This window comes from Paenibacillus spongiae (assembly GCF_024734895.1).
Taxonomy (GTDB): domain Bacteria; phylum Bacillota; class Bacilli; order Paenibacillales; family Paenibacillaceae; genus Paenibacillus_Z; species Paenibacillus_Z spongiae.
Genome location: NZ_CP091430.1, coordinates 31,313 through 47,502, shown reverse-complemented (window position 1 = coordinate 47,502; position 16,190 = coordinate 31,313). Strand labels below are relative to the sequence as shown.

At 54.1% G+C, this 16,190-nt stretch carries 15 protein-coding genes and 1 pseudogene; 1 reads left to right on the top strand and 15 read right to left on the bottom strand.

What is annotated here, in order from left to right; translation table 11 throughout:
* Positions 1-43: 43 nt before the first annotated feature.
* The 6 genes from L1F29_RS00230 to pth form a co-directional block, all read right to left on the bottom strand.
* Positions 44-1,768, bottom strand: coding sequence for a polysaccharide biosynthesis protein (locus L1F29_RS00230; RefSeq protein ID WP_258386428.1), 1,725 nt, complete (start codon positions 1,766-1,768; stop codon positions 44-46).
* 145 nt (positions 1,769-1,913) lie between these two features.
* On the bottom strand, positions 1,914-2,456 hold the full coding sequence (spoVT, locus tag L1F29_RS00225; RefSeq protein WP_258386427.1) for a stage V sporulation protein T: 543 nt from the start codon (positions 2,454-2,456) through the stop codon (positions 1,914-1,916).
* Between the two features lie 250 nt (positions 2,457-2,706).
* Complete coding sequence (locus L1F29_RS00220) at positions 2,707-3,852, bottom strand: peptidylprolyl isomerase (RefSeq protein ID WP_258386426.1); 1,146 nt, start codon at positions 3,850-3,852, stop codon at positions 2,707-2,709.
* A complete protein-coding gene (gene mfd / locus L1F29_RS00215) occupies positions 3,839-7,333 on the bottom strand; it encodes a transcription-repair coupling factor (protein WP_258389558.1) in 3,495 nt (1,164 codons plus the stop codon). Before mfd ends, L1F29_RS00220 begins: the two co-directional genes overlap by 14 nt.
* A 238-nt stretch (positions 7,334-7,571) precedes the next feature.
* Positions 7,572-7,802: an anti-sigma-F factor Fin gene (gene fin / locus L1F29_RS00210; protein ID WP_258386425.1), complete on the bottom strand. Its 231-nt coding sequence runs from the start codon at positions 7,800-7,802 to the stop codon at positions 7,572-7,574.
* A gap of 54 nt (positions 7,803-7,856) precedes the next feature.
* Positions 7,857-8,417: an aminoacyl-tRNA hydrolase gene (pth, locus tag L1F29_RS00205; protein ID WP_258386424.1), complete on the bottom strand. Its 561-nt coding sequence runs from the start codon at positions 8,415-8,417 to the stop codon at positions 7,857-7,859.
* Positions 8,418-8,626: 209 nt separating this feature from the next.
* Here pth and L1F29_RS00200 point away from each other — a divergent pair, with 209 nt between their 5' ends.
* Positions 8,627-8,827, top strand: coding sequence for a hypothetical protein (locus L1F29_RS00200; protein WP_258386423.1), 201 nt, complete (start codon positions 8,627-8,629; stop codon positions 8,825-8,827).
* Between the two features lie 110 nt (positions 8,828-8,937).
* Here L1F29_RS00200 and L1F29_RS00195 read toward each other — a convergent pair whose 3' ends face one another.
* The 9 genes and pseudogenes from L1F29_RS00195 to yabG all read right to left on the bottom strand — a co-directional run bounded on the left by L1F29_RS00195 (position 8,938) and on the right by yabG (position 16,010).
* Positions 8,938-9,588: a 50S ribosomal protein L25/general stress protein Ctc gene (locus L1F29_RS00195; RefSeq protein WP_258386422.1), complete on the bottom strand. Its 651-nt coding sequence runs from the start codon at positions 9,586-9,588 to the stop codon at positions 8,938-8,940.
* Between the two features lie 227 nt (positions 9,589-9,815).
* Positions 9,816-11,222, bottom strand: a complete 1,407-nt coding sequence (gene glmU, locus L1F29_RS00190; RefSeq protein ID WP_309252366.1) for a bifunctional UDP-N-acetylglucosamine diphosphorylase/glucosamine-1-phosphate N-acetyltransferase GlmU — start codon at positions 11,220-11,222, stop codon at positions 9,816-9,818.
* Positions 11,223-11,474: 252 nt separating this feature from the next.
* Positions 11,475-11,759 (bottom strand): septation regulator SpoVG, encoded by a 285-nt coding sequence (gene spoVG / locus L1F29_RS00185; RefSeq protein ID WP_018759486.1) that lies wholly within the window; start codon positions 11,757-11,759, stop codon positions 11,475-11,477.
* A gap of 131 nt (positions 11,760-11,890) precedes the next feature.
* Positions 11,891-12,283 (bottom strand): RidA family protein, encoded by a 393-nt coding sequence (locus L1F29_RS00180; protein WP_258386421.1) that lies wholly within the window; start codon positions 12,281-12,283, stop codon positions 11,891-11,893.
* A gap of 19 nt (positions 12,284-12,302) precedes the next feature.
* Positions 12,303-13,127, bottom strand: coding sequence for a pur operon repressor (gene purR / locus L1F29_RS00175; protein WP_258386420.1), 825 nt, complete (start codon positions 13,125-13,127; stop codon positions 12,303-12,305).
* 83 nt (positions 13,128-13,210) lie between these two features.
* Positions 13,211-14,065: a 4-(cytidine 5'-diphospho)-2-C-methyl-D-erythritol kinase gene (gene ispE, locus L1F29_RS00170; protein ID WP_258386419.1), complete on the bottom strand. Its 855-nt coding sequence runs from the start codon at positions 14,063-14,065 to the stop codon at positions 13,211-13,213.
* A 288-nt stretch (positions 14,066-14,353) separates the two neighbouring features.
* Positions 14,354-14,530: pseudogene (locus L1F29_RS00165) on the bottom strand (small, acid-soluble spore protein, alpha/beta type); the annotation flags it as partial.
* A gap of 175 nt (positions 14,531-14,705) precedes the next feature.
* Positions 14,706-14,978, bottom strand: coding sequence for a biofilm formation stimulator Veg (gene veg, locus L1F29_RS00160; RefSeq protein WP_258386418.1), 273 nt, complete (start codon positions 14,976-14,978; stop codon positions 14,706-14,708).
* Positions 14,979-15,128: 150 nt separating this feature from the next.
* On the bottom strand, positions 15,129-16,010 hold the full coding sequence (gene yabG / locus L1F29_RS00155; protein ID WP_258386417.1) for a sporulation peptidase YabG: 882 nt from the start codon (positions 16,008-16,010) through the stop codon (positions 15,129-15,131).
* Between the last annotated feature and the right edge of the window lie 180 nt (positions 16,011-16,190).

The window sequence follows — 16,190 nt, the reverse complement described above, 5'->3', positions numbered from 1 at the left end:
CGCGGCGCTTCGTCCTCTCCGCCGGGCAGCAGCCGCCAGCGGCTCAGGCGGGCGGCCACCGCTGCGCCGCCCGGCAGCGCGCGCAGCTCGCGCGCCGTGAGGCCGAGAGGCGCAGCCCGGCCGCGATAAACAGCGCAGCGCCGAGGGCGGTGCCCCCGAGCGCAAGCGCAGCAGCTGCCGCCCGCGGCGGCAGCGCCTCGCCGAGCAGCGGAGCGAAGCCGCGCTCGGCCAAGACGAGCGCCGCGGCCATGACCGCGAGCGCGAGGCCCAGGCCCGCGGCGCTGCGCGCGGGCATCGCCGCGCCGCAGGCGCGGCGGACGGCGCCCGCGGCCAGCAGGGCAGCCGCCGTGAGCGCCGCGATGCCGGCGCAGGCCGCGCCGGCGATGCCCAGCGCCGGCACGAGCGCGGCGTTCAGCGCGGCCTTGAGCGCCGCGGCCGCGAGCATGAACAACGCCGGCGCCCGTACGGCGCCCAGCCCCTGCAGCACCGCGGCGGCGATCGCGTTCACCGTGCCCGCCAAGGCGGTGCAGCCGATCAAGGCGAACGTAAGCGTACCGGAATTGTCCGCGTACAGCATCATGTTCATGGGGCCCGCAAGCAGCGCGATTCCGGCTGCGGCCGCAGCCCCGATCCACCAGGCCGCACGCATGGCTGAGGAAGCGTGCAGCCGCGTGCCCGCTTCCTCCCCGCGGGCTCGTGCAGCCACCAGAGCCGGTACAAGCGCGGCTCCAATGGCGCCGGCAACCATCACAACCAGCTGAACGATCGGCTGTCCGCGGCTGTATACCCCGTATTGCGCCATCGCTTCCGCCTCTCCGTATCCGAAGTCATGAAGCAAGCGCGGCACGGTGAACGCATCCACGACGCCTAATACCGGAACGACAAGCGCCCCCATCGCCACGGGAAAGGCCAGCACAGCCAAGCGCCTCACCTGCCGAAGCAGCGTTATGGCCGTTCCGGAGCGCACTTGCCGGTCCATTCGGCGGTCGCGCCTCCATATCCCCGCCATAACCGCTAACGCCGCCAAGCCGCCTACAGCCGATCCCGCCGCCGCGCCTGCGGCTAGCCCCGCATCGGTCCAACCGAGCCGCCAGCCAATTGCAAGCAGTGCCAGCATGGCGGCGACGCGCACCGTCTGTTCGAGCAGCTGCGACGCCGCCGTCGGCAGCATTCTTCCAAGCCCCTGATAATAACCCCGCAGTGCCGCAACAACCGGCATGGACCATAACGCCAGCGACGACATCCTGATCGCCGGAGCGGCAGCCGCATCGCCGATCCAGCCCGCTGTCAGTTCGGCGGTGGACCACATAAGCACGAATCCGGCCGCCCCTGTGACGGCGAGCAGCAGCGTGCTTGCCCCAAGTACATGTCTGGCTCCATCGCGGTCATTCCCGGCGATCCGCTCCGCAACGAGCAGCGAGACGGCAACCGGAAACCCTGCCGTGGCCAGGACGAGAAACAGCTGATAGAACGGATAAACCGCATTATAGATCCCGAATACGCGGTCGCCCGCTATATTTTGCAGCGGAATTTTTTGAAGCGTGCCGATCACTTTGCTGACGATCACGGCAGCACCCATCAGCGCGACGCCCTTCCATACGGCGGAAGACTCCGCTTGTCCTGCCGCAGCGTCACAAGAGCCTCCGTCTGCCTGCAGCTCGGTTTGTCCTGCCGCAGCTCCGTTTGCCCGTGTCTCCGATGTGTCGCCCGCGCCCGCCGCGTCCCCCCGCAGCGCTTGCCTGCTCTCCAATGTCTTACACCTGCCCATCCTTACTACATCCTCCCATTATACCTGAAAGAACGGTCATGTGAATGTTGGCGGTTCTACATGCGCAGGCAAGCGGCTGTCAAACAGGCTCGAATAGAAAAAAGCTTCCCGGAGAACATATGCTCCAAGGAAGCTGATGATCGGCTTACTGCTCCATTTGTTTGGCCAGGAAGCCGGCGGCCGTTTCCGCCATCTTGACTTCCATTTGCGCCATTTTGACGGAATCGTCCTTGCTGAGCAGCACAACCGTACCGATAGGATCTCCGCCGGCTACGATCGGCGATGCGACGAAGGAGCTGAAGTTCTCCTCCGTATCCTTCACCACCTCGTAGGAACCTCCGCCCGTCTCGGTTACCGTCTTCCGGTTCTCCATGCAGGACTCCAGAATGGAACCGATCTGCTTCTCCATATATTCTTTCTTCGATGCGCCGGCAACCGCAATGATGTTGTCGCGGTCGGATATCAGCGTAATATGGTTTGTGCTCTCGGAGAGCGACTCGGCATATTCTTTGGCGAAGTCGCCAAGCTCGCCAATCGGCGAATATTTCTTCAGAATAACCTCGCCGTCCCGGTCAACGAAAATTTCCAGCGGATCACCTTCGCGGATACGCAGCGTCCGGCGGATTTCCTTAGGGATAACAACCCGGCCAAGATCATCGATGCGACGAACAATTCCAGTTGCTTTCATGTTCTAGTTGCCCCACTTTCAGTTAAAGGTTTTGAATTGGACTGGATGGGTCATGCAGCTTGTCTATGCTCAAGAGGAGTGAATCCTTGGCAAGAAGTGATTTCGAATCTGACCATAGTATTCATCCCCTCCCATTTTCTTATGCACGCGACGTTAAGGCTCTTCGGCTGCTGGAAGCAACTACCTCTCAAGCGAAAAGAAGGCCTGTCCGACTGAGCCGGACAGGCCTTCCGCTATGCGCGGATCCGCATTATTTCGCTTCTTCTTTCTTATCATCTGCCGGCGCATTTGTTTTACCGTCGTTAGCTGCGCCGCCTTCGGCTTCTCCGCCATTAGCAGCTCCGCCGTTCGTCGCTCCATCGCCAGCCGGTGCTTCTTCCTTCGGCAGGTCGATCTTCGTAATAAGGTCCGGCAGCTCCTTGGTCATGAAGGTGTTGAGATTCTCGGCAGCAATGGTTTGCTTAATCGCGAGCTTCTTCTCGTCCGTCAGCTTATCGAATGGAGTCGATTCGCGCTTCTCCACCTTGATGACATGGTAGCCGTAGTCGGTTTTGACCGGTTCCCCAATTTTATTGATTTCCTGCTTATTAGCCGCATCTTTAAATTCCGGCACCCAGCCTTTGGCTTCCTGGTTCTCATACAGACCGCCCTTGTCCTTCGAGCCGGGGTCATCGGAGTATTGCTTGGCCAGTGCGTTCCAATCGCCGCCCTTGTCCAGCTTGGCCTTTACTTCCTTCGCGCGTTTGAGCGCTTCCTCTTCCGTGCGCAGCTCCTCGCCCGTTGCGGAATCGGCCGTCGCAACAAGGATATGGCGGGCCGTGATGAGGTTATAATCGTTTTTATTATCCTCATAATACTTCTTCACGGCATCGTCTTTGACTTTGCTTTCTTCGCTCTTCATGATCGACATAATCATGTTGTAGAAGTATTTGATGTCCGCTTCGGACAGCTTGGCGTCCTCCACCGTCTTCTTCAAGTCCGGATTCTGATCCATGGCCGTCTTTACTTGGGTATAGAACGCATCGGTTTCCTCTTGCGCTTTCTTCTTCTCATCATCGGTTAATGTCAGGCGCGTGCTCAAAATTTTGTAGCCGACATACTCCCGCAGAAATTGTTCCTTCAGCTGCGGAATCGAAAGATACATCGCCGTCTGCGGATTCACAATCCCGAAGAACGACGTATATTTGTTGAACTCGCCATCCGTCACCGTACCGTCCTTATAGGTGGCGATTACTTTGCCTTCCCCTTCGCCCGGCGCCTTCGTCTGCCCGGTTGCCGGCTTGCCTCCAGTATTTGGCGCCTCTTCTTTCTTGCCGCAGCCGGCCGCCAGCACGATGACAAGGACAGCCGTCAGCGCGAGGAGTATCCCTTTTTTCAATGGTTTAGTGCGCAACATCTTGTAGTTCCCCTTTCGATTGAATGGTGTCCTTGTATTGCATCAAAAAACGTTCCAACAGCTCCAGCTTTTGTTCGATCGCCAGTCCCTTGCCTCTCAGTTGGATGAAAGGATATGCTTCCTGGCCGTTCGAACGCATGAAGCGGTTCTCGAATTGCAAGCACAGCCGATCGATCTTCTTCGCATCGAACCGCTTCTTCTCACTTTCCGCAAATTTTAAGGTGAGGTCGTCCCCCCGTTGGCTAATTTGTTCGATGCCGCATGCCGCACCGAAAACTTTCAATCTCGCCACTGCGAGCAAGTTGTCCACCGCCTGAGGCAGATCGCCGAACCGGTCAATGAGCTCCTCACGCAAATCTTCAGCTTCTTCCAGTGAGCGCGTAACCGCCACCTTCTTATATATCTCTATCTTCTGTATGCTATCGTAAATATACGCCGAGGGCAAGTACGCATCAATGCTCATGTCGATTACGGTGCTGACTTCCTTCGCCGGAACCGCTTCGGCGCCTTCCATTCCCGCTTTGCGCTGAGCAATCTCGTCAGCCAGCATTTGGGAATAGAGATCGAACCCTACCGAGGCGATAAAGCCGTGCTGCTCCGCCCCGAGCAGGTTGCCTGCGCCGCGGATCGCCAAATCCCGCATGGCGATCTTGAAGCCGGAGCCCAGCTCCGTAAATTCCTTTATCGACTGCAGCCGTTTCTCGGCAACCTCCGTGAGCACCTTGTCACGCTGATAGGTGAAATACGCATAGGCGATTCGGTTGGAACGGCCGACACGGCCGCGAAGCTGATACAGCTGGGAGAGGCCCATCTTGTCCGCATCGTGTACGATAAGCGTGTTTACGTTCGGAATGTCGACGCCCGTCTCAATGATGCTCGTGCTGACAAGCACATCGGATTCCCCGTCGAGGAAGTCCAGAATCGTCTTCTCCAGCTCCTGCTCCGACATTTGCCCATGGCCAACCGCCACGCGCGCCTCCGGAACGAGCATATTAATTTGCTCCGCCATCTGGTAAATGCCTTGCACGCGGTTGTACAGGTAATAGACCTGGCCGCCGCGCGCCAGCTCGCGCTCGATCGCTTCACGGACCAGAGACGGACTATATTCGACAACATAGGTTTGAACCGGGAAGCGGTTCTCCGGCGGCGTCTCGATCACCGACAGATCGCGCACGCCGAGCATCGACATATGAAGCGTACGCGGAATCGGCGTAGCCGTCAGCGTCAGCACATCCACATTCGTCTTCAAGCGTTTCAGCTTCTCTTTATGGGAAACGCCGAAACGCTGCTCTTCGTCGACAATGAGCAGGCCCAGATCTTTGAAGATGACATCCTGCGACAGCAGCCGGTGCGTCCCGATAACAACGTCGACCGTACCCGCCTTCAGCCCTTTCATCGTATCATTCTGCTCCTTCTTGGAGCGGAACCGGCTAAGCACTTGAATATTGAACGGGAAGCCCGAGAAGCGCTCGCGGAACGTCTCGTAATGCTGCTGGGCAAGAATCGTCGTCGGAACGAGAATCGCCACCTGCTTCCCTTCGATCGCAGCCTTGAAGGCAGCGCGCACCGCGACCTCGGTCTTGCCGTAGCCGACGTCGCCGCACAGGAGACGGTCCATTGGACGGCCTGTCTGCATATCTTGTTTAATTTCGGTAATCGCTCTGAGCTGGTCGCGCGTCTCGTCATAAGGGAACATCGCCTCGAATTCCTGCTGGTAGGACGTATCCGCACCGAATGCGAATCCGGCTGTAGACTGCCGGTCCGCATACAGCTTGATCAGCTCGTCGGCAATATCCTTCACAGAGGAGCGGACTTTGTTCTTGACGCGTGTCCATTCACTGCCGCCCAGCTTATAGACCTTCGGCTCTTTCTCTTCCGAGCCTACATATTTCTGGATCAGGTCAATCTGTTCGATGGGCACGGAGAGCTTATCGCCGCCCGCATACAGAATATGAATATAGTCCTTGTGGATTCCGGCAATTTCCAATGTGCCGATCCCGACATACTTGCCGATCCCATGGTTCTGATGAACGACGTAATCGCCGATCTTCAGCTCGGTATAACTCTTGATCCGCTCCGCGTTGTCTACCTTCTTATCCACGCGCCGCGCTTTCCGCTGTTTCTGCGAGAACATCTCGCCTTCGGTAATGACAATCAGGTGAATGGAAGGCAGCTCAAAGCCCGACTGCAGGTTACCCTCGATGAGCTCCGGAGGTTCGATGCCGTAATCCTGCAGGACACGGCGCATCCGATCCATCCGCTCCGCGTTGCCTGCCAGCATGAGCACCTTCGCCCCGGCCTTACGCCAGCGCTCCATCTCCGCCTTCAGCACGTTCATTTGGCCGTGGAAATTTTGCATCGCCCGGCTCACAACATTAATAATGTTTTGCGGCTGCGTATGCGGAATTTGTCTCAAGAAGAGCGACAAGAACAGCGTCGGATAAGGCCGGTGATACAGAACATCCTCCGACGGTCTGGCCAGCGTGAAGCCCGGAAGCGACTTGCCGTTCTGCAGCAGATGCGTAGCCCATTCCGCTTCGTCCCGCTCCAGCTGGCGGCCGGTCTCGATGAGCCTTGTAGGCTCGTCATAGATAAGCAGCGTATCCTTCGGCACATAGTCGAGGAGCGTCTGACGTTCGGGGTAAAGCAATGAAATATATTTATAGATTTCCGGAAAATACATGTGCTGGCGAAGCTTATCGATCTCCGCGCCCATCTCCGTACGCAGCCGGTCCTTGGCCGTACGGTCCGTCATCTTCTCCAGCTGCTGCTCCAGCAGCACGGCCGCATGCTGGGCTGCGCTGTCGAAGCGCTGCGCATCCGCAAGGATCTCCTGACATGGCGGAACCACATAGCTGTCCAATTTATCGATCGAACGCTGATCCGCTGGGTCGAATGTGCGAATGGAATCTACTTCATCATCGAACCATTCGATCCGGTACGGATGGACGGACGTCAGCGGGTACACATCGACGATTCCCCCGCGAACGCTCATTTCCCCTTTGCCTTCGACTTTGTCGACGCGCGTATAGCCCAGCTCTACCATCTGCCGTAAGAACGCTTCCAACGGTGTGGTTTCGCCGACCTTCAGCCGGGCACGCGCTGCTGCCATAACTTCCGGGATCGGCAAATAACGCCGTACGCCGGAGAACGGCACGACAATAATCCCGCGATACCCTTGCGACAGGCGGATCAAGACTTCCATCCGCTGAGCAAGCGTTTCGGGGCTCGATATGGCCGCTTCCGCAGCAACTAATTCATTGGCCGGATATAACAGCACATCATTGGGCGACAAACATTCAACCAAGTCCTCGGCAATCTTCTGCGCCGCGAACATATTGTGGGTGACGACAAGCATCGGCCGGTTCAGCTCTTGTCCGAGCGCCGCAATCATAACCTGACGCGACGATCCGGCAAGACCGGAAATCAGCTGCTCGCGCATACCCTTTTGTATTCCGGATACGACCGATTGAAAATCCATATCCGCGGCATAAGCCGTTAGCAATGCTTTCAACGTACAGGCACCTCGTTTCAATTCCACAGACAAACAATCGAATAGGGAGAGTTACGACAGAATGAAGAAAAAGCATAGCAACATTCTATACTGCTTTGCCGCTAATGCTGCTTCTCACGCTTCATTAAACTAAATTTGATCCTGCACTCACAAAAGGAGCCTCGGACTTACGCCAAGACTCCTGCGCTTGCTATCACAGGCACCCTTACTGCAGCGGATTGGCCACTAGAGAAAGCTCCGGATTCGCTTCAAGCGCCTCGCGGCAATAGTCGCAAATCACTTTAACCGTGACGTCCCCGTTTGGGTTATACGCTATTATATCGCTGCGCTCATCGGGGGTCAAGAAATGGAAACCGAGCTGCAGCTCAGATACGTGCGCGTTTTCGATCGACCCGATTGTCGTCTTGCAGTGGCGACAAATGTAGTTTACAGCCATAGTATGCCTCCTGACGGTACGTTATACCCTCAGTATGCCCGGTTTTACCGAAATCTAACGATTATACTTGGCCATTGTCTGATCGAACGGATGAGTCAGCGCATATTCGATGGCATCGCATGTTTGATCGACCATAGAGGCGACCTTGTCCGCTTCGCTCTTCGGAAAGTTGGATAACACATAATCCGCGATGTTCATGCCTGGTTCAGGCCTCGATATACCCATTCGTACCCGATTGAAGATTTGGGTACCCGTATGCTGAATAATGGACTTGATTCCGTTATGACCGCCCGCACTCCCTTGGTAACGAAGCCTGATCTTGCCGATCTCGGTATCCAGGTCATCGTAGACGACGATAAGATCTTCTAGATTTGCCTTGTAATAATCCATATAGCCCCGGACCGATTCGCCGGATAAATTCATAAAGGTCATCGGCTTAAGGAGCGCCACCTTCGTGCCCGCTACATTGCCTTCCCCCAGCAGTCCCTTGCTCTTGCTCTGCGTAACGCTGATCCCGAACCTTTTTGCCAGTGCATCCACGGCCATAAAGCCGACATTATGGCGGGTGCCCGCATAGGCCGTGCCGGGGTTGCCTAATCCGACAATCCATTTCATGCTGATTTCTTCACTCCTATAGCCGATCGAATCCGCATCAAAGAATGCGATTTGAAAGGCTGGTTTTTATTTTTGTAAGGTAATGAATGCAGGGAACATAAAAATATTGTAATCTTTTTGTAATTATGCAACGAATCATCTTCGCCAATTGTCATATGTATAGAAACGGCCGAGTGCCATAAATCATTCCGGTAAAGGAGCGTTATCGAATGTATTCGAACGGTCAATTGATTTTTGAAGATTTACATTTCAAGGATCACCATGAGCATCAAGTCCCTATACAAATTTACTATGGCAAAGAACATAGCGACATCGGCTACGTCGAGCAATATTCGGAAGGCTTCATCAAGGTTAATAATGTGTTCTACAACCGCATGCAGTTTACCTTTGTTTCCCGCCCTGGTTATTAATTATAATATGACCCATTCTTACAACGAACGCAAGGCTTCGTCCATCGGTATGCCGGCAAGGCATCAAAAAAGGGAAGGTCTGCCCGTAAGCAGCACTTCCCTTATTCTTGTTATTTCTTGTCCACCGCATCCATACGAGCTTCCTCGCCCCGCTCCTCGGCTTCTTTCATTTCGACGGCAGCATCTTCCGCTTCCTCGGCTGACAGCTCCTTCTGCGGCGCCAAGATCGTAACCACGACTAGATCGCCGTCTGCTCTGGCCGTTACGCCGCTTGGCAGCTTCAAATCGCTCACAAGCAGATTTTCGCCGATCGCCAGCTTCGATATATCGACCTCAATGGAATCCGGAATTTGGTTCGGCAAGCATTGGATGTCCAGCTCGTGCAGCATGACCTGCAGGATGCCGCCTTCCTTGACCCCCTGCGATTCGCCCGTCACTTCAAACCGTACGGCCGTTTTCACTTCTTCATTCATATTAATTTGATGGAAATCGATATGCAGCACCATACGGGACAATGGATCGCGCTGCACCTCGGTCATCATAACCGGCTGCTTCTCCCCGCCCGCGACATCAAGCTCGATAACGGCATTGGGATGAGAACGGAGCATGTGCAGCAGCTCTTTCTCGTCCACCTCGACACTAAGCGGATTCATCAGTTTCTTGCCGTAGACAACGCCCGGAATGCTGCCTTGTTTACGCAGCTGGTTTAGCTCTCCCCGTGTACGTGCCGTCCGTTGCGCGGCCTTAATCGGTAATGCCATAATGGAGACCTCCTCAAAATGGTCAGCGGCCCTTCATGCCGTTGCCTCAACAAACCGGCGACTGCAGATAAAGCACCCGCTTATACTCATCAATTTGATATCCATATATTCTTACCCCTTTGTCCGCCTTGTTAAACTAAAAATCCGGCCGGCGGATGATTTCCATCTCGCTGGCCGGATTCATAAGCAGCCGTTCGCATCAGAGTGCGCAAGGCTTTGCATGGATCCTATGATTTATTTTTCTTCGCATTCTCTTTCTTTGCCTTCGCCCGGCCGCGAATTTTCTCCGCATAGCCTGTTTTATTCACCTGGCGTTCGCGAGCAATTGCCATATCGCCTGCGGGAACATCCTTGGTGATGGTCGAGCCCGCCACGATGTAGGCGCCGTCGCCGATCGTTACCGGCGCAATGAGATTGACGTTGCTGCCGACAAAGGCGTCGTCGCCAATTTCAGTCAAAGACTTGTTATAGCCGTCATAGTTGACGGTAATCGCCCCGCAGCCGATATTAACGTCTTTACCGACCTTGGCATCGCCCACATAGCTCAGGTGCGATACTTTGCTGCCATCTCCAATCTCGGCGTTCTTCAACTCTACGAAGTCGCCGATTTTGCAGCCTGCGCCAAGCTTGGAGCCTGGACGGAGGTAGGCGAACGGGCCTACAGCGCTAGTATTGCCGATTTCCGAATCGACTACGACGGAATACTTCACCGTAGCTTCGTTTCCGATCGTGGTATTCGTAATATCCGCATTCGGGCCGATTACGCAGTCCTGGCCAATGACGGTCCGGCCGCGCAGGAATGTTCCGGGATACAAGATCGTATCCGATCCAATGACGACATCCGCTTCAATGTAAGTGGACAGCGGATCAATGACGGTCACTCCTTCTACCTGATGGCGGCGCACGATACGCTCGCGCATCAACTGCTCTGCTTCTGCAAGACCGACACGGTCGTTGACGCCGATCCCTTCGGCGAAATCCGGCGCACAGAAGGCTTCGACGGTCTCGCCGGCCTGGTTCAATATTTCCAGAACGTCCGTTAAGTAATATTCGCCCTGCGCATTATCGTTCGTTACCTGCTTGAGCGCTTCGAACAGCTTGCGGTTATTGAAGCAGTACATGCCCGTATTGATTTCTTTAATGGCCGTTTGCTCCGGCGAGCAGTCCTTCTGTTCTACAATACGCTGTACGCGGCCTGCTTCATCGCGAATAATGCGTCCAAGCCCTTGCGGATTCGGCATAACCGCCGTCAGTACGGTTGCGGCCGCTTCCGCGCGGGTATGCAGCTCCAGCAGCTGTTGGATTGTTCCCGCTGTAACCAGCGGCGTATCACCGTATAGAATAACCGTTGTGCCCTCTTCCTCTGCCAGCAGCTCCTCGGTCTGCATCACGGCATGGCCGGTGCCGAACTGCTGCTCTTGAAGCACGAATTCCGCACCGTCACCTACATAGGCCTGGACTGCTTCCGCCCCATGGCCGACGACTACGACCGTTCGCTCGCATTCCGCTTCGCGAACCGTCTGCAGCACATGGCCCAGCATAGGTTTGCCGCATACCTGGTGCAGCACTTTATATAATTTCGACTTCATCCGCTTGCCCTGTCCGGCAGCGAGTACGATTGCCATCACTTTCACGTTACATATCCCTCCTGGTTGGACCCACGATGGGCCCATCTATCTTGCAATTAATCGAATTTAGATCTTAAGGAAATTCTCTACAAACTATAGCTTATTCATGAAAAAAAGAAAAGAGAGCCTTAAGGCTCTCTTTTTCTCATGGATAATGCCGGTCCGGGTTCAACCCTTCTAGAGCATTATCTTGTAACCGCATAAACATGATCGGACGCTTAAGGCATTCGAACTGTTTATGTACCCCACTTACATCACTTACGCTCCTTCTTCGATTACTTCTTCCTCCGTTGCGGCGCGCTCGTATTCTGCGAGTACGGCTGCTTGAATCTTCTCACGGGTAGTTGAAGAAATCGGATGCGCGATATCGCGGAATTCCCCATCCGGAGTACGCTTGCTTGGCATTGCGACGAACATACCATTGTTACCGTCGATCACGCGTATATCGTGAACAACAAATTCATTGTCAATGGTTATGGAAGCAATAGCCTTCATACGTCCTTCGGAATTTACACGGCGGAGTCTGACATCGGTAATTTGCACTTGTGTTCACCACCTTTGCCTCATCGGAAGACTTGGTGTATAATTCCACATTGCCATGCAAATTCCTTCATGTTTTTGGAAAATTAGTCGCTTCTTTTAAAATTTTTTTTCGCCGAAAATATCTTTCGATTTTATTCGACTCGAATCGATGCAATAAGTTCAATTTCGACAAGAACATCCTTCGGTAATCGAGCAACCTCAACGGTTGAGCGAGCCGGCTTATGATCGCCGAAGTAAGAAGCATAGATCGCATTGATGGCTGCGAACTGATTCATATCCTTGATAAATACCGTTGCCTTCGCTACGTCGGAGAACGTGGCACCCGCCTCGGCGAGAACCGCTTCAAGATTTCGGAACACTTGATGAGTCTGTTCCTCTACGCCGCCCTCGACGAGTACGCCTTCAGCCGTCAGCGGAATTTGGCCGGATGTGAATAATAAGCCGCCCAGCTTCATCGCTTGCGAGTACGGCCCGATCGCAGCAGGCGCCTTATTGGTGGATACGGTTTGAAGTTGATCCTTCATGTGTATGATGGCCTCCTATTTAATCGAAAAAATTACCCGGTACAATCGTCATCTGCTTCGTTCTCAGGTCGACTGAAGTCAGCTTGGCCAGAGATACATAATCCTCCAGCAGCCGCTCCTCCGTTCCCAGCTCCCCGGATTCTACGAATACACCGACCCCTGCAACCTTGGCATTGAATTCATATAACAAATCCATCATGCCCTGAACCGTTCCCCCGGCTTTCATGAAGTCGTCAATAATAAGGACGCGGGACTGCTCCTTCAGCGCACGGCGTGCCAGAGACATCGTCTGGATCCGTTTCGTAGATCCCGATACATAATTGATGCTAACCGCCGAGCCTTCTGTTACTTTGTTGTCCCGCCGAACGATGACGACCGGCAGGTTCATACAGGCAGCCGTGGCATAGGCCAGCGGAATACCCTTCGTCTCCACCGTCATAATGACGTCGATTTCGCGCCCCGCGAAGGCGGTTGCGAACATGCGGCCCACATCGGCAAGAAGACCCGGCTGGCCAAGCAAGTCGGTCAAATACAGGTAACCGCCGGGCAATACTCTCTCGGGCTGTTCCAGTTGGTGACAGACGCGTTCGATAATCGCCTTCGCTTCGTTCTTATCCATCTTCGGCGTGTACTTCACCCCGCCGGCCGCACCCGCCAGCGTATGAAGCTCGCCAAGACCCTCTTCCTCGAAGACCTCTTTAATAATGGCAAGATCCTCGCTAATGGACGACTTGGCCGATTGGTAACGGTCGGCAAATGCTGTTAGCGAAATTAACGTATGGGGGCGCATAAGCAGATACTGCGTCATCTCCACTAACCTTGCACTTCGTTTCAATTTTTTCAAGGCGCTACTCCCCTACCTAAATCCGAATATTATAATGATAATATATCATTTTTATACGGATTTAATCAAGAACAACGTCGGGTTCATGTCAGCATTCTTACCACATATACTTCTTTGCAGTATCCCCGCAATCCGTTGTATATCCGTGAAACCTTCGCTTCCTTGCTAACCAGGCCGAATACGGTCGGGCCGCTGCCCGACATAAGTACGCCATCCGCACCGAGCCGCTCCATACTTTCCTTCAGCTGCCGTACTTCCGGATAGAGCTGGAGGGTAACCGTTTCCAGCACATTGCCAAGGTTATTGCAGATATCGGTGAAGGATCCGCGGGAGATAGCGTTCACCATATTGGCCTTGGAAGGATGCTGCTTCAATTCGTTGACACGAAATTTCCCGTATACATCCGCAGTCGATACGTTGATCGGCGGCTTGGCGAGTACGACCCAGCATTGCGGCGGATTATGGATCCTCTCCAGCTTCTCGCCGCGGCCTGTCGCGATCGCCGTCCCACCCGTGACACAGAACGGGACGTCAGAGCCCAGCTCTGCGCCAAGCTCGCATAGCTCCGCTTCCGAGATGCCGAGTCCCCACAGCCGGTTCAGTCCGCGCAGCGTAGCCGCCGCATCGCTGCTCCCGCCGGCAAGACCGGCCGCAACGGGAATCTTCTTGTCCAGATGTATGTACACGCCTTTGTGCACGTCGTAACGGTCCTTAATCAGCTTGGCCGCCTGGAAGGCCAGGTTCTTCTCATCCAGAGGAATATAACCGGCCTGACTCGATATCATAATGCTGTCCCGGGGCAGCTCTTCCATCTCCAGACGGTCTGCCAAATCGACCATCGTCATAATCATTTCCACTTCATGAAATCCGTCTTCCCGTTTACGCAGTACGTCGAGAAGCAGATTGATTTTAGCCGGGGCTTTCTCATAAATTTTCATTTGTCGTCTTCACCCGTTCGTTAACGTTGACTTATCCATATAGACTAACCCCTATTTTAACAAAAGGACATAAGAAAAGCTAAGACGCATTCCAAGCACATGCCAAAGCATGTTCCTTGACGTCTTAGCTTGAGTTCTCCATGTGATACAAATGCCCTGTTCGGAATCTTATAACGAGCCTCGTCCGGTATTGTTCGTTGGGATGTAACGACTCTGCTGCGGCTGTACATAAGTCGACTGCTGGGCATGGGGCACATAGGCCGCCTGTTGAACCGGCTGCGCGTGCTGAGTCTGCTTAGCGGCCGACTCCTCCGCCATTTGAATCGCCCGCTTCACCATATTCCCGGCATCCTTGGCGCGGATGCCGCCCCAGCCTTCTTTTTGGACGGTATCATAAAAGCCCAGATCTTTAGCCAGTTCGTATTTCAATTGCTCGCTCATGATGCTGCGGCGTCTCCTGCTCATCGTGAGAAAGACCTCCTCCACGCTAGTTTAAGGTTAGTATGCGTGAAATCGGCCTCCTCATGCGGCATGTCCATTGGCAAAAAAAAGAACACGGTCGTACGTTAACCGTCATTACCCGCCAAATATATGCTTTGGCTTGGTTAACGTTTAAGCACCCGCGCTCCCGATCTATCGTCTATTGCAAATAAGTAATGCGAACCTGGCCGTCATCGCTATCTACGGTTACTTCAACCGATTCGGTCAAGATGTCCGCATAGCTGTAGGAGACACGCTTGAATGCATGTTGTTCCTGATCAAGTTTCACAATAAAAACAGAAGGGTAGATATCTTCCAATACACCTGTACGTTCGATGGTCTTTCGGCGGCCTCCGTTAGCTCGAAGACGTATCTTGGAGCCAACATGTGCCTCCAAACTGCGTTTGATCTCCAACAGCGCATTTTTTGCCATTGTCCACTACCACCTCTTTCCTTGTCCATTATAACGCGGAGGAGGCGGTTTGTCAAAATTTTATATTATAACAGCGAAGTAAACAAATTGTCAACACACAAATAACTAATTTTGCGCGAATTATGCATAATTCAATAATTTTGCCGCATATTAAACAGTTGGCTTCACACTTGTGAGCGTTTTGGGCTTGGGCAGGCCGACCCGATACTTGCCTAATGTCTCGATACCGCCCATCCCATCGATACCGCTGATCGTACCGTTAATGACGTCCGACAGGTTAATGGTGTCCCTAATGGGCGTGTAGCTCGCTTTAATGGCAATATAGACGGGATCCAGAGCATGAATCAATACGCGCCCCGGCGAGCTGGCAAAATTAGAGCCTGACTGCAGGAGCGCTTCAAAGTGCGACTGGCAGGCGCCGGCCACCACAATGAGCCCATCACGGTTCTTCTCATAGTCACGGGCGACCCGTACCGCATTAACGAAGTTCTGCGAGTTCTTGTAGCTGGCCAAACTGTACAAATCATTCGGTTCACGGCTCTTCAAAACACCATCATGTCCGGTTATGACTACGATATCCGGTTTTATTTGCGGCAGCAGACGGTACACGAGATCGGGCATTTGCGATTCATGGGCATAAATGCCGTGAGCAGGTACTCTCATCTGCGTGTACAGCTGCATGCTTTTTTTCAAATAGTTGGCGTCTCCGTCCAAATGCAGCACTTTGCCAGGCACTTCGAAGTAAGGCGCCCCTTGATTCAATGCACGCCTAAGCTCCTCCTCGCCCTTCTGCATCTGCTGCTGCCGCTGCTCCTGCATCCGCCGCATCGATTCATTTACTTTGATTCTCACTTGCTTGGCCGCCCCCGTAAATTCGGGATCGCGCACAATAGACAAGTCGGGAATCGGCGCGTCAGCAAGCAGCCGGTAGTCCGTGCCTTTTAGGGTAGCGAATTGTTGGTTCATGGTTGCAATACGGAATAGCACGTCCCCGCCATACGATTTGCGGACGACCAGGTCCCCCTGCTTCATGGGCAAATCACCTCTTCGTCTTATCCTATGGGCATATAGGGCTGTTGGTGCCCTTCCGCAAGCCCAAAACCCTAAGAAGGGGTTTTCTCTTGCCGCCAATATCATGTGCAACCCAATGAGGGGCATACGTTCTAACGAAAAATAGAGCCAATCCCCTTGTATTCGGAGATTGGCTCTTAT

Coding starts and splice junctions, on each gene's coding strand:
- L1F29_RS00195 (WP_258386422.1), bottom strand. CDS start 9,588: ATGGCATTACCGATTAAGGCCGCGCAACGGACGGCACGTACACGGGGA.
- L1F29_RS00230 (WP_258386428.1), bottom strand. CDS start 1,768: ATGGGCAGGTGTAAGACATTGGAGAGCAGGCAAGCGCTGCGGGGGGAC.
- L1F29_RS00200 (WP_258386423.1), top strand. CDS start 8,627: ATGTATTCGAACGGTCAATTGATTTTTGAAGATTTACATTTCAAGGAT.
- ispE (WP_258386419.1), bottom strand. CDS start 14,065: ATGAAAATTTATGAGAAAGCCCCGGCTAAAATCAATCTGCTTCTCGAC.
- L1F29_RS00220 (WP_258386426.1), bottom strand. CDS start 3,852: ATGTTGCGCACTAAACCATTGAAAAAAGGGATACTCCTCGCGCTGACG.
- yabG (WP_258386417.1), bottom strand. CDS start 16,010: ATGAAGCAGGGGGACCTGGTCGTCCGCAAATCGTATGGCGGGGACGTG.
- L1F29_RS00180 (WP_258386421.1), bottom strand. CDS start 12,283: ATGAAGGATCAACTTCAAACCGTATCCACCAATAAGGCGCCTGCTGCG.
- mfd (WP_258389558.1), bottom strand. CDS start 7,333: ATGGATTTTCAATCGGTCGTATCCGGAATACAAAAGGGTATGCGCGAG.
- veg (WP_258386418.1), bottom strand. CDS start 14,978: ATGGCAAAAAATGCGCTGTTGGAGATCAAACGCAGTTTGGAGGCACAT.
- spoVT (WP_258386427.1), bottom strand. CDS start 2,456: ATGAAAGCAACTGGAATTGTTCGTCGCATCGATGATCTTGGCCGGGTT.
- pth (WP_258386424.1), bottom strand. CDS start 8,417: ATGAAATGGATTGTCGGATTAGGCAACCCCGGCACGGCCTATGCGGGC.
- fin (WP_258386425.1), bottom strand. CDS start 7,802: ATGGCTGTAAACTACATTTGTCGCCACTGCAAGACGACAATCGGGTCG.